Origin of the sequence: Parapedobacter flavus, from assembly GCF_035818675.1 — a bacterium.
In the GTDB taxonomy this organism is placed as follows: Bacteria; Bacteroidota; Bacteroidia; order Sphingobacteriales; family Sphingobacteriaceae; genus Parapedobacter; species Parapedobacter flavus.
This window is the reverse complement of the sequence record NZ_JAYKZZ010000007.1, coordinates 55693-68015: the sequence shown is the minus strand read 5'-3', so window position 1 is coordinate 68015 and position 12323 is coordinate 55693. Positions and strand designations below refer to the sequence as shown.

Sequence of the window (12323 nt, the reverse complement as noted above, 5' to 3'; positions counted from 1 at the left end):
TTGCTTAACGCTGGCTACGTTATTAGATCAAATTTTGGTGACATGGTCCACCTGGTAGAAAAAACAACCATCCGCCACTGGATCATGCTGGGTATATTCAACCTACTGCCAAAGGACCGTCGGTGTTGACGGGCATTTTCTTCAGCCACATGCCTGTTAAATTAAGTGGGCGTTTCCGACATCATGCGTCCATCAAGCATTTGTTAATACAATTGATTAACCGTTCTTTTGTATCAATAATTGATTGGCGATATTCCGCATACAAGCATTATCAATTGATCCCTTAACAATGCAAACGACCGTAAAAACTTTTCTGGATCGGCATTTCAATCAGTTTGAAAAAGACCTGAAATATACATTGACCGAGCAGTGCAAGCTTAAAACCTTCGCTGCCGGCGAGCAGTTGATACAGACCGGACAGTATTTCAAATCCACTATGCTGATTGTTGAGGGACTCGTCAAAGTATACCGGCAAGGGGACGACGGAGGTGAGTTTTTCGTTTACCATTTGGAACCGGGCAGTGCATGTGCACTATCAATTATATGCGCCACCAAACAGGAAAAAAGCGAAGTGCTGGCCACTGCCGTCGAAGACACAACGGCACTGTTGGTTCCGATTGCGATGATGGACGGTCTGATGCGGGACTATAAGACATGGTATTATTTTGTCCTGGAAACCTACCGTTCCCGCTTTGAGGAATTGCTGGAGGTCATCGATCACATCGCGTTCGAAAGCATGGACGAACGGCTGGAATACCACCTAGAAAAGCTTAGCAGACAGCAGGGTTCCAATGAACTGTATATTACCCACCAACAAATTGCGCGCGACTTAAGTTCTTCTAGGGAAGTAATCTCCCGGCTGCTCAAAAAGATGGAACAGCACGGCAGCGTAATCCTCCAACGCAACTCCATTCAACTACTGGATTGATTGTGACAATTTCCTATGAACCGTGTGACCGTGGTCACCGACCATAGGCTTTACCATGACCGACCTTTGCGGTAGTTACTTTCAACAGTCGCAAAAATGGAAATTGTCGGTTATTTCGCTTCATTGTTTATTGGCATTGCCCTGGGCCTTATCGGTGGCGGCGGCTCCATACTCACCCTACCTGTATTGGTCTATCTTTTTGGACTCCCGCCCATTACGGCTACCGCCTATTCGCTATTCATTGTGGGGGCTACTAGTCTCGTAGGTGCATGGCCCAAATACCGCAAGGGTTTGGTGGACATCAAGACGGCCTTCCTATTCGGCACTCCCGCCATTGCAGCTGTATACGCCACGCGCAAATACCTGGTTCCCGCAATCCCGGATACCGTCTTTACCATCGGCGATTTTGCCTTTGGCAAACCCATGGCTATCATGCTGTTGTTCGCCATAATGATGTTTGCAGCTTCCATCTCCATGATCCGGAAAAGGCCTTGTAAGGACTGCGCGGACGATGCTGAAATCCGCTATAATTATCCGATGATCCTTTTGGAAGGAATGCTGGTCGGCACACTTACCGGTCTGGTAGGCGCCGGTGGCGGGTTCCTTATCATTCCTGCTCTCGTACTGCTGGGCAAATTGTCCATGAAAAAGGCGGTTGGCACTTCTTTGTTGATTATCGCGGCCAAATCCCTCATTGGATTCACCGGCGATGTAGTCAATATACCTATCGAATGGCCGTTTTTGATTGCCGTTACCGGCTTGGCCATCCTGGGGTTTTACGCAGGCAACGGGATTTCCGGCAAGGTATCCGGTCACAAGCTGCAAAAGGGGTTTGGGTGGTTTGTGCTTTTCATGAGCATCTATATCCTCATCAACGAACTTTTTCTTTAACCATCATAGCCGAACGTGACAGAAGTCACTGAATCGAGGCGGCTGCTATCGATATCTTTGTACAATGACGCGATTTTATACGAATTCACAAACAACATGTATAATGAAAAAATCAACGAACGCTTATGATTGAATGGTTGAAACAACCGTGGCCGTGGTATATCGCAGGCCCGTTGGTGGGTCTCACGGTCCCCACACTCCTGGTTCTTGGCAACAAGCACTTCGGCATCTCGGCCAATCTGCGCCATGCCTGTGCAACGTGCTTTCCTTCGAACATCAAATTCTTTAGATACGACTATAGAAAGGAGTTCTGGAATCTCTTTTTTGTCATCGGCGCATTTGGTGGCGGAGCCATCGCCACCTGGCTACTGGCAGATCCTAACCCCGTTGTGGTCAATCCTGCCTTAGTTAATGAACTCGCCGGATATGGCATCAACGACTATTCCAGCATGGTGCCGAAACAGCTCTACAGCTGGGATTACCTGTTGTCGGCGAAAGGCCTCATCATGATGGTCGGTGGCGGATTCCTCGTCGGTTTCGGCTCCCGCTATGCCGGTGGGTGCACCAGCGGACATGCCATCATGGGGTTAAGTACCCTGCAATGGCCCTCGGTCGTAGCGACCGTCTGCTTTATGGTCGGCGGGTTTTTAATGGCCAATCTATTTCTACCATTTATTTTAGGATAACAGCTAATGAATAATTCACCAATAAAGCATACGGATTTCGAAATACGCACACAGGATACCATGTGCATCAATGAATCGCAACTGCAACACAAATGGTATCACAACATGAAGTACCTGATCGTGGGCATCCTATTCGGGATTGTCTTTGTGAAAGCCGAGGTCATCAGCTGGTTCCGCATCCAGGAAATGTTCCGCCTGCAATCGTTCCACATGTATGGGATCATCGGGTCGGCGGTGGTGGTGGGTATCCTATCCGTTTGGTTGATCAAGAAGTTTCACATCAAAACCATATACGGCGAACCCATCACGTTTACACCGAAAAAATTCAACAAAGGGCAGATTTACGGCGGAGTGATCTTCGGCTTAGGCTGGGGTCTCACCGGTGCTTGTCCAGGCCCCTTGTTTGTCCAGATCGGCACAGGTGCTACCGTGGTAGCCATCGTGCTGCTCAGTGCGATCGCGGGCACCTGGATTTACGGTAGATTACGGGATGACTTGCCGCATTAATGGAAAAGACCATTTGAATTGTCAATTTTCAATTAACTAAAAAGCTATGTTTTTTCAACACATTTATGATCAATCACTCGCCCAGGGCAGCTACCTGATTGGATGCCAGGCGACTGGCGAGGCCATCGTTATCGACGCTAAGCGCGATGTGGATACATACCTTAACATCGCAAAACAGAACGGACTTCGTATTACGCACGTCACGGAAACGCATATCCATGCAGATTTCCTTTCCGGCACACGCGAGCTCGCGGCACTGACGGGGGCGACGATGTACCTTTCGGACGAGGGCGGCCCGGACTGGCAGTACCAATTCGCACACAAGGGACTGCGGGAAGGCAGTGCGATCAAAGTGGGCAACCTCACCCTGGACATCATCCACACGCCTGGACATACACCGGAGAGCATCAGCTTTCTACTGCGTGATCATCCGGCCACGGATGAGCCGATCATGCTCTTCACGGGCGATTTTGTCTTCGTGGGCGACATCGGTCGTCCGGACCTTCTGGAAAAAGCGGCAGGATTGGTGGGTACACAAGACATCGGCGCACACCAACTGTTCCAGTCGCTGACGAAATTCAGCAGCCTTCCCCCCTATGTGCAGGTATGGCCGGGACACGGTGCCGGATCGGCCTGCGGCAAGGCACTCGGCGCGGTACCCGGCACCACCGTGGGCTATGAGTTGATACGGAACTGGGCATTCCGTTTCGAAAGCGATGAACGAGCGTTTACCGATTACCTACTGACGGGCCAGCCCGAGCCGCCGAAGTATTTTGCTGTGATGAAAAGGCTCAACAAGGTGGATCGCCCCTTGCTGACCGAAGTACCGCGGCACCCCAAATTCACGAAAGACCAATTCCTGTCGGCATACCGCGGTGGTGCCCGTGTCATTGACGCCCGACCGAAAGATCTACATGCCTCTGGGGCCATACCTGGGAGCCTCAGCATCGAAAACAGCCAATCATTTGCTACCTGGGTAGGCTGGCTGGTCGGATATGACGAGCAGCTCGTGCTTGTGGCCGATGATGCCCAAGTCGAAGACCTGACCCGTAAGCTCATGCGTATCGGCATGGACAACATCCTTGGGTATATATCCGGCGAGGAAGACCTCGGAATTGCACTGGAAACGCGCGACATCATCGACATCGATACGTTCAAGTCGTTGCTTGGTCGGGACGATGTACAGGTGGTAGACGTACGCAATGCTACCGAGTACGCGGTGGGGCACATACCGGGTGCCATCAACCTGTTTGTCGGTACGATTGCCGACCACCTGGATCAACTGTATCGGAACAAACAACTGGTCATCCACTGCCAAAGCGGTGCACGTGCAGCCATTGCCCAGTCTGTACTGGCAGCCCATGGTTTCAAGGATGTACAGAACTTCTCGGGTGGCATGTCCCAGTGGCGGAGCAAAAGCCAACCGGTCATCACTCAATAATGAATATTGCGAATTATCATTAGGGATACCTGTTGCCCGTAATTTGCCTGTTGGTCTGCCCTACCGCGCTGTCGGGACAGACCCCCACGAATACTTGGTTCCGGTTTACCGGCCGGTATCGGTTCAGCGAAAGACTAACGACCGACCTGGAACTACAGCACCGCGGGCAGCCAGACGGAACAACCAACCGTGACTAAAGTCACTCGCGCCCCAACTAGAAATAGCCATCTTTGTATGAATTCAATGGATAAAACGATGAGAACATTACTAACAAACTGGAACCCGATGCGCGTGATACGGCTGGCATTGGGTATTTTAATTGTCGTAGAAGGCTTACGCGGCAATATCATACCGCTCACGGTAATGGGAGGCGCATTCGCTGCGCTGGCGCTGTTCAACGTAGGGTGTGGTGCAGGCGGCTGTACGGTACGCCCGCCGAAGCATAAACCATCCTGCAAAACAAATGTTGAATACGAAGAAGTTAACTGAATCGAATATGAATAAATTTCAAGAATTGATTAATGGCGACAAGCCGGTCTTGGTCGACTTTTTTGCCACATGGTGTGGTCCCTGCCACATACAGGCGCCCATTCTGGAAGAAGTGAAACAACGCATCGGTGACACCGCAGCGATTATCAAGATCGACGTGAATAAAAATCCGCAGCTAGCAGGGCAATACCAAATCCGAGGGGTACCTACGCTGATGATATTCAAAAACGGCGCTGTCAAATGGCGTCAATCGGGGGTATTTCCCGCTCATGAGCTGGAGCGATTATTGAATGAAAACCGGTGATCGAATAGCGCCCCCCGCATCAAATCGGAGTATCTTATTTTCAGAAGAACCAGATGCGTGAGAACTGCGCCAGATGACAATCGCACCTATATTTCTTTAACACGATAACTTGATCCCGTTCAACATGGAATCGCATTATCAAATATTGATTATCGGAGGAGGCACGGCAGGCATTATGGTTGCCGCTCAGCACAAGCGCAAACAGCCCAATCTCTCCATTGCCGTCATTGAGCCATCAAACGACCATTAGTTAGCGGAAGATCCTAAGCCATGGTCATTCCACCATCCACCACCAGTTTCGTACCGGTAATGAATTTACTATCATCCGACGCCAAAAACAGGACACCCTTGGCAATATCATCGTTTGTTGCATATCTTTTCATCGGAATGGAAGCTTCGAATGATTTTTTGGCCTTTTCCCCCGCCCCAGGAGCATATCCTTCTTCCAGCGAACGCATCATCCTGTTGTCTACTGGCGAGGGATGGATAGTATTAACGCGAATACCCCGGGAAGCCACTTCAAGCGCAGCGGTGCGGGTAATACCAATAACCGCATGTTTACTGGCTACGTACGCACTCATGGATTCAAATCCTATCAAGCCTGCAACGGAAGACATATTAATGATACTGCCGCCGTCATTCATTTCCTGCAAAACATACTTGATGCCCAGCCAAACGCCCTTTACATTGACGCTGATTAATTTATCGAAGGCTTCTTCCGGATAATCGATAATGGGACTTACGATCCCTTCAACTCCGGCGTTGTTAAAAAAGATGTCAATCTTACCAAAAGTGCTTACCGTATGCCTAACATACCTTTGTACGTCGTTCGCCTTGGTGACATCTGCGGCTACATAGCTTACATTCGGACTATTCAGTTCCAACGTGACCTTTTGCAGCGCTTCCTCATTGATGTCCACGAGTACAACCTTTGCCCCCTCGCTCAAAAATAATCCCGCAGTAGTGGAACCGATCGCTCCCGAGCCGCCTGTGATAACAGCTACCTTGTTTGTAAGCTTTGTCATTGTGATATGTTTTTAATGATTATGATATGTTTGTATAAATTCCTTTACCGTTGTACGTAAGGCAAAATTATTCATCGCATTAAGGATCGGCGGTAATCAACGTCACATCGCAAGATGATTTTAATCAGCATGTTTTTCGATCATCCGTACCGTACCCCTTCAGTTATTTTGAACGTGCGATGGAGCTATGTGCTGATCATGACAAAAATCAATGGTTACCGTAACGAAAATCAGTCATTACCTTTTTTTCTTATCCCATTTTTGGATGTACGTTATCACCCGTTTTTTAGATTTCTTTAATTGGTTGTTTTTTCGGAAGTTTGTTATGAACAATTCAACAGCAAAAGTACGCCCAGCACATGGCCGAAACAGTCCTATCCACGCGTGGATAAAAGGTAATGGGTTCCGGTACTCACCCTGCAGACATGAAATTACGGAAGATGGATTCGAATTTTCGATTTTTTGCGATCGGCGTGTTATTGATCGTTGTCGTCTCCATCGGCGTGATAGCGCTTCCAGGTAGCGGAATGGGAAGGTCTGTGGCTTATATTCTTTTCTTTTTATATTTCCTTTGGTTGGGCGTCCGCGGCAAATACTACAATGTTTTGGCTACTGTCGCTACGGTAGCCGTCCTATTGGCCTATGGGCTGTCAATCGGCCGGAGCGATTGGAGCATGGCGACCTTTTCGGGGAGCCTTATCGCGATCTGCACCGTGTGGCTGGTTGTTTATTTCATGCACCGCCAAAAGCGACATTTTGCTGTAGAGCTGAAGGATAAGGCCAGGCTCGATGCCATGTTTGAAAACGCGACTGAAGGCATGCTCATGGTAAACCAAGCCGGGAACATCATCATGGTCAACGGCTATGCCGAACACCTGTTTGGATACGGAAGAGACGAAGTGATTGGTTGTACGGTCGAAAAGCTGATTCCATCGCGTTTTGCGTCACAGCACGTTGCAAATCGGAACAGCTATAGTGCAGGTCCACGCAACCGGCCGATGGGCCTTGGGATGGAGTTGTTCGCACTCCACAAAGACGGGCACGAATTCCCCGTGGAGATCAGCCTCGGTCATTTCAAGGCAGATGCCGACACCATCGTGATCGCTTTTATAAACGATATTTCCGAGCGTAAAAAGGCCGCTGAACAGATACGCACGGAACAGGAACAGACCAAGCGACTGAACGAAGAGCTGGAAATCCGGGTTGCCGAACGAACCAAGGATCTGGAAGCTGCGCTGGTCCAGCTGAAATCAACCAATGAAAGCCTCCGGTTGATGGAGGTCGACTTGAATGCGGCACTGGAACAGGAACGGGAGCTCGGCGAATTGAAATCCCGGTTTGTCACCATCGCCTCCCATGAATTCAGGACGCCCCTGAGTACGATCCTTTCCTCGCTTTTCCTGCTCGAAAATTACAAGAGCGATAAATTCGAAGAGAAAAAGGCAATGCATATTGGCCGCATCAAGCGGGCAGTGAACAACATGACGTCCATCCTGAACGATTTTCTATCGCTCAGCAAGATGGAAGAGAGGAAAGTGGACGCGATGTACACCTATATCGATGTGCGCAGCTGGATCATGGAAATTATCGACGAAATGGAGGCGGTGAAAAAGCCGGGGCAAACCATCCGATACCGGCATAAAGGCCAGGCGGCGCCGGTCCTTTTAGATGAGCACGGCCTTCGCAATACCCTGATGAACCTGATTTCCAATGCCATAAAATTTTCGCCTGATGACGGCGGGATTACCATTGTTTCCCGTATGATCGGGTGCAATTTTATACTAGAGGTGGCCGACGATGGGATGGGTATCCCTGAAGCGGAGCAAAAACACCTATTTAATCGGTTCTTCCGTGCCGGTAATGTACAGAATATCAACGGTACAGGCTTGGGATTGCATATTGTGAAACGTTATGTGGATATGATGGGCGGCAAGATTTCGTTTACAAGCGCTGCTCCGGGCGGCACCACCTTCACCGTTTCGATACCCATCACCGATGAAAGTGCTTCTTCCCAAAAGTAAAACCACAAAACTAACAAAACGAATTGTAATATTATGGAAGTCAACATCTTAGTTATCGAAGATAACACAGAAATCTGTGAGAATATCGCCGATATCCTATCAATCGGCGGATACGACGTATTAACGGCCCTCAATGGTAAATCGGGGGTGGAGAAGGCCCTCAAGCATAAGCCGGATCTGGTGCTATGCGACATCATGATGCCCGAGTTGGATGGTTACGGTGTACTCCACGTCCTGGCTAAACATCCGGACACCGCGGATATCCCGTTCATTTTCCTGACCGCCAAATCGGAAAAAGCTGATTTCCGGAAAGGCATGGCCATGGGAGCTGATGATTATATCGTAAAGCCTTTTGACGGGTTGGAGTTGCTGGAGGCGGTTGCCCTGCGCCTGAAAAAGGCTGAGCACTTGAGAACGACCTTCGATAACCGCTTGGGGGGGCTCGACGATTTCCTGGATAAAGCAAACCAGCTCACGGGGTTCCAGGGCCTTTCCCCGGAGCGGCCACGCAAGGCTTTCAAAAAGAAAGATCATATATTCATGGAGGGACAACGCCCCAACGAACTTTATTACATCATCAGCGGCGAGGTGAAAACCAGCAGTATGAATCCCGATGGCAAGGAATTGATCACCGGCATGTTGGGTGAAGGTGAATTTGTTGGTCATGTTACCCTGCTGGAGGGTACGCTTTACACGGAAAGTGCGATAGCGCTGACAGATACGGAAGTTGGTGTCATCTCCAAACGGGATTTCCAGACACTGATACATACAGACCGTGAAGTCGCGGCCCGGTTTATCAAGATATTGGCCAATAACCTGTTTGAAGCCAAGAAAAGAATGCTGGAACTCGCGTATCAATCGGTGCGGCAACGGGTGGCATCATCGCTGGTATACCTTTTTGACCAGCAACACACAGGTGATAAATCGGTAGCGCTGATTACGGTATCCAGAAAAGACATTGCTAACATCGTCGGGACCGCACTGGAATCCCTGAACCGTACACTTGCTGATTTCAGGGATGAGCGGCTGATCAGTTTGACTGATCGGGGTATCGGAATCCTCGATATGGAAAAATTGAAGCGGGTAAGCCATTAGGTATTCTTGATTACCGGAAGTAGGCCAACTCCAGCACCGGATCCAAGCCGTAGACATCGTCATAAAACACCAACAAGCCGTCTTTTATTTCGCACGTAAGATAGGTTATGGAGATGGGGACCGACTTTCTCAGCGTGAAAGTCATGGGTGTATATCCAGATAAGGACCTCTGCAATCGCTGAACATTTCGCTTTTTTCCCTCCGTTTCTAATAATAGCGACGCCAACCTATCGGCTCTTTCGACCAGCATATTGCCGTTGCTAACGGCTTTCCTTTCTTGATGAAACACCTGCTGATCGGGCGTGTCCTGCAAATAAACACCCAAGGGATTAGCGAACCGGAATACGATATGACCGAGGGAATTGTCGGTACCAGTTGACTGCCTGGCATAATACGATTCGGGATTCCGATTTATTTGCCTAAGGTTGTGCTCATTCGGTCTGACGTAATTTCCTTTACGGTCATAAATTACGAAACGATTTTCTGATAGAAAATTGCTATCCTCCAGCGCAATCGGGAGGAGGTGCTTGATGAATAGCTGATGGGGGACCTTCCACTCGGGCGCCGTATAAAAATACCGGATATGGCTCTGGATCATGGCAGTTGGGGTTTCCGGCTTTCCGAAGACCACCCGGAAAAGGTAACTGCTGTCCGGTCGGTGGAAGACTAGCGTGCCTGATGGGATGTTAATATGAATGTATGTGTCATCACTGCGTTCCACCCAGCGGAGACGCTCCATGTTGAGGGCTATTTTCCGGATATCACCTTCAGGTACTTCATAGCAATCGCCGGCGTATTGGCTGGTGACTAGCTTCATGTATTCCTGCAAGTGCGTGTATGCTGCAGAAGAAGGTTGCACTCCGGTGACCGCACGCATAAAATCGTCCTGCTGTAAGGCCATTACTAAAGCAGTTCCGGCATCAAATCCGCCCATATACCCCTTGTCTATTGCATCGGCCGGGTAACGTGGATTGAGTTTGCCGTAATGCAGGTGGTTCATAAACGCCAATAGTGCGTCGGTCAGCATAATATCGAAGTGAGCCTTCTCGAGGTTGCTTCCCGAGGGGCGCGCTTTCGCAAATTTGTCCATTTGCTCATAAAGGAGTTCTTGTGGGTGGTAGTCCGCATGTAGGAGCCCGTATTGCAGCACGCAATCAAAGAGGAGCATGGCGTCCCATGCTTGGCCGGTAACGCCCTGCGGCTTTATCCAAGCGGGTTCAAAACGGCGATGTTCATAGTATCGCTTTACCGATTTGGGATAATGTAATGCCAGGACCTCAAGGCTGTCGGTAAGTTTCTGCTTAATTACCGTGCCGATGGATGGGGCCTGATCGGAAGCAGAGGGTGCGTTGTCAACCGCTACCTGCCCGCTGGCGACAATCGCTGCGGTGCAAAAGAGCAGCGTAAAAATCCTGAATGAAAGAAGGGTGCCCATGGTTTCTTTTTCCGGTAAAGGTGTTCAGAATGCTCCTCAATGTCCGTGATAAAAATCAGCATCGCCACTGATATTGGTTAGCAGTAATGGTCGCCTGGATATCTTGCGACGAAAAGTGTAATGGACAAAGCCTACGTTGATTTCGCGGTCAAGCATAACCTGAAAAGCACGCTCTCCATCTACGAAATCATGCAGATCCTGCTGGTTTGACTCCATGTATCGGTATTCAGCGCCCTGCCTGCCAAAAATCATAACGTTCCATGACCGATGTCAGTGCAAAAAACTCGAAAACGAGACTACATTAGCAGTCGGTTTAACAAAATATAGCATAACCATGAAACGATCAGAAACAGTACTATTAGGTATCGCCGGCATTTTTGCAGCCGGTGTGGTTGTCGGCGCTTTATTCGCGCCGAACAAAGGGGAAAGAACGAGAAGGTATATTGCCCGTAAGGGTAGGCGGTTTTTCCATTCGGCAAATGATGCATGGGCGGACGGCAAGGATAAGCTTGAAGAGATAAGGGACAGGCTGAAAGACGAGCTGCAGAGCATTAACGAAGAAGTGGCAGACCTCACACAGTGTCAATCCAGAAAACCGTAAGGTTATATCATATAAACCCGGTTCGGATGAAGTTACATCCTTAGAAATCAATTAGACATGAAAACACTGCTTGTACCCACGGATTTTTCACAGCATGCCTTTAACGCCGCATTGTACGCGGCCGGCATGGCCACCGAACGCGGCTGGAAATTACATATGTTGCACGTGTACGATGGTTATTATGCCGTATCGGTCTATCCGGGCGTTACCGGGGCGGCGTGGGCAGAAATCATGAATGCCGCCGACGAACAGTTGGCGAGCCTCATCGCGAGGCTACAGAAACAGTTTCCGAGCATTTCGGTTTCCGGAGAGAACCGTGAGGGGACGGTTGGCGGTACCGTTGCGAAGGTTGCAGCGGAGAAAGCAATAGGCTTGGTGATTATGGGTACGCACGGAGCCACAGGCCTAAAATACACCATGATGGGGAGCAACACCTACGCCGTTATCCGGTCATCGCCTGTTCCGGTGGCGGCCATACCCCGTGGGATTTCAACATTTCTGATGGACCGGGTGGGGTTTGCGGTCAACTACCACCCCTCAGAGATCACCGCACTGGAGAGTTTTACCGAATTGATTGGGCGGCCAACGGATATCACGCTCTTCCACCTCTATGAGAAAGGGAAACAAGAGGAAACCAAAAAACTGCAGAAATGGGAGAGACGCTTCGAAAAGATAACCAGCGGATCCGGCTCTATACTGCACTTCACGCTTGCCGTTTCTCGCAACCTCCCGCTGGGCATCAACCGCATGGTGTATAGGGAGCAACTGGATGCATTGGTGATGACACCTGTCGATAAGACGTTCTTCAATCGGCTGTTTTCAAAACAGTTGGTTAAGGCGGTTGCCCATAGGCCAATCGTGCCTGTTTTCTTCATGAAGGGCGCCGGAAAGTAGGGCGTG

15 protein-coding genes are annotated in these 12323 nt (G+C 49.6%); 13 read left to right on the top strand and 2 right to left on the bottom strand.

The genetic code is table 11. From position 1 onward, the window contains the following. Window positions 1-289 precede the first annotated feature (289 nt). From U9S71_RS07130 to U9S71_RS07090, 9 genes are all read left to right on the top strand, one after another. Window positions 290-928 carry a Crp/Fnr family transcriptional regulator gene (locus U9S71_RS07130; RefSeq protein ID WP_326326326.1) on the top strand — a complete coding sequence of 213 codons (639 nt, stop codon included), beginning with the start codon at window positions 290-292 and terminating at the stop codon, window positions 926-928. Window positions 929-1024: 96 nt separating this feature from the next. Beyond that, a complete protein-coding gene (locus tag U9S71_RS07125) occupies window positions 1025-1819 on the top strand; it encodes a sulfite exporter TauE/SafE family protein (protein ID WP_326326324.1) in 795 nt (264 codons plus the stop codon). A gap of 137 nt (window positions 1820-1956) precedes the next feature. After that, entirely contained in the window at window positions 1957-2505 is a 549-nt protein-coding gene (locus tag U9S71_RS07120; RefSeq protein WP_326326322.1) for a YeeE/YedE family protein, read from the top strand. A 6-nt stretch (window positions 2506-2511) separates the two neighbouring features. Further along, a complete protein-coding gene (locus U9S71_RS07115; RefSeq protein ID WP_326326320.1) occupies window positions 2512-3012 on the top strand; it encodes a DUF6691 family protein in 501 nt (166 codons plus the stop codon). Between the two features lie 46 nt (window positions 3013-3058). Beyond that, window positions 3059-4453, top strand: coding sequence for an MBL fold metallo-hydrolase (locus U9S71_RS07110; RefSeq protein WP_326326318.1), 1395 nt, complete (start codon window positions 3059-3061; stop codon window positions 4451-4453). 32 nt (window positions 4454-4485) lie between these two features. Further along, window positions 4486-4650, top strand: a complete 165-nt coding sequence (locus U9S71_RS07105; RefSeq protein WP_326326316.1) for a hypothetical protein — start codon at window positions 4486-4488, stop codon at window positions 4648-4650. 58 nt (window positions 4651-4708) lie between these two features. Continuing rightward, window positions 4709-4942, top strand: a complete 234-nt coding sequence (locus U9S71_RS07100; protein ID WP_326326315.1) for a hypothetical protein — start codon at window positions 4709-4711, stop codon at window positions 4940-4942. 7 nt (window positions 4943-4949) lie between these two features. Further along, window positions 4950-5246: a thioredoxin gene (trxA, locus tag U9S71_RS07095; RefSeq protein WP_326326313.1), complete on the top strand. Its 297-nt coding sequence runs from the start codon at window positions 4950-4952 to the stop codon at window positions 5244-5246. 124 nt (window positions 5247-5370) lie between these two features. Continuing rightward, window positions 5371-5496 carry a lycopene cyclase family protein gene (locus tag U9S71_RS07090; protein ID WP_326326311.1) on the top strand — a complete coding sequence of 42 codons (126 nt, stop codon included), beginning with the start codon at window positions 5371-5373 and terminating at the stop codon, window positions 5494-5496. Window positions 5497-5509: 13 nt separating this feature from the next. On the opposite strand, the gene U9S71_RS07085 is transcribed toward U9S71_RS07090, so the two are convergent. Further along, entirely contained in the window at window positions 5510-6271 is a 762-nt protein-coding gene (locus tag U9S71_RS07085; protein ID WP_326326310.1) for an SDR family NAD(P)-dependent oxidoreductase, read from the bottom strand. A 440-nt stretch (window positions 6272-6711) separates the two neighbouring features. On the opposite strand from U9S71_RS07085, the gene U9S71_RS07080 reads away from it, so the two are divergent. Together U9S71_RS07080 and U9S71_RS07075 are read left to right on the top strand one after the other, a co-directional pair. After that, entirely contained in the window at window positions 6712-8292 is a 1581-nt protein-coding gene (locus U9S71_RS07080; RefSeq protein WP_326326308.1) for a sensor histidine kinase, read from the top strand. Window positions 8293-8325: 33 nt separating this feature from the next. Further along, window positions 8326-9387, top strand: a complete 1062-nt coding sequence (locus tag U9S71_RS07075; protein ID WP_326326307.1) for a response regulator — start codon at window positions 8326-8328, stop codon at window positions 9385-9387. A 10-nt stretch (window positions 9388-9397) separates the two neighbouring features. Here the strand turns inward: U9S71_RS07075 and U9S71_RS07070 are convergent, their stop codons facing one another. Continuing rightward, window positions 9398-10822: a L,D-transpeptidase scaffold domain-containing protein gene (locus U9S71_RS07070; protein ID WP_326326306.1), complete on the bottom strand. Its 1425-nt coding sequence runs from the start codon at window positions 10820-10822 to the stop codon at window positions 9398-9400. Window positions 10823-11156: 334 nt separating this feature from the next. Here U9S71_RS07070 and U9S71_RS07065 point away from each other — a divergent pair, with 334 nt between their 5' ends. Both U9S71_RS07065 and U9S71_RS07060 read left to right on the top strand, forming a co-directional pair. Further along, window positions 11157-11423, top strand: coding sequence for a YtxH domain-containing protein (locus U9S71_RS07065; protein ID WP_326326305.1), 267 nt, complete (start codon window positions 11157-11159; stop codon window positions 11421-11423). Between the two features lie 57 nt (window positions 11424-11480). After that, complete coding sequence (locus U9S71_RS07060) at window positions 11481-12317, top strand: universal stress protein (protein ID WP_326326304.1); 837 nt, start codon at window positions 11481-11483, stop codon at window positions 12315-12317. Window positions 12318-12323: the final 6 nt, after the last annotated feature.

Bases quoted from the DNA above. Each gene is read 5' to 3' on its own strand.
- U9S71_RS07130 (WP_326326326.1), top strand. From the start codon at position 290: ATGCAAACGACCGTAAAAACTTTTCTGGATCGGCATTTCAATCAGTTT.
- U9S71_RS07125 (WP_326326324.1), top strand. From the start codon at position 1,025: ATGGAAATTGTCGGTTATTTCGCTTCATTGTTTATTGGCATTGCCCTG.
- U9S71_RS07115 (WP_326326320.1), top strand. From the start codon at position 2,512: ATGAATAATTCACCAATAAAGCATACGGATTTCGAAATACGCACACAG.
- U9S71_RS07110 (WP_326326318.1), top strand. From the start codon at position 3,059: ATGTTTTTTCAACACATTTATGATCAATCACTCGCCCAGGGCAGCTAC.
- U9S71_RS07100 (WP_326326315.1), top strand. From the start codon at position 4,709: ATGAGAACATTACTAACAAACTGGAACCCGATGCGCGTGATACGGCTG.
- trxA (WP_326326313.1), top strand. From the start codon at position 4,950: ATGAATAAATTTCAAGAATTGATTAATGGCGACAAGCCGGTCTTGGTC.
- U9S71_RS07090 (WP_326326311.1), top strand. From the start codon at position 5,371: ATGGAATCGCATTATCAAATATTGATTATCGGAGGAGGCACGGCAGGC.
- U9S71_RS07085 (WP_326326310.1), bottom strand. From the start codon at position 6,271: ATGACAAAGCTTACAAACAAGGTAGCTGTTATCACAGGCGGCTCGGGA.
- U9S71_RS07080 (WP_326326308.1), top strand. From the start codon at position 6,712: ATGGATTCGAATTTTCGATTTTTTGCGATCGGCGTGTTATTGATCGTT.
- U9S71_RS07075 (WP_326326307.1), top strand. From the start codon at position 8,326: ATGGAAGTCAACATCTTAGTTATCGAAGATAACACAGAAATCTGTGAG.
- U9S71_RS07070 (WP_326326306.1), bottom strand. From the start codon at position 10,822: ATGGGCACCCTTCTTTCATTCAGGATTTTTACGCTGCTCTTTTGCACC.
- U9S71_RS07065 (WP_326326305.1), top strand. From the start codon at position 11,157: ATGAAACGATCAGAAACAGTACTATTAGGTATCGCCGGCATTTTTGCA.
- U9S71_RS07060 (WP_326326304.1), top strand. From the start codon at position 11,481: ATGAAAACACTGCTTGTACCCACGGATTTTTCACAGCATGCCTTTAAC.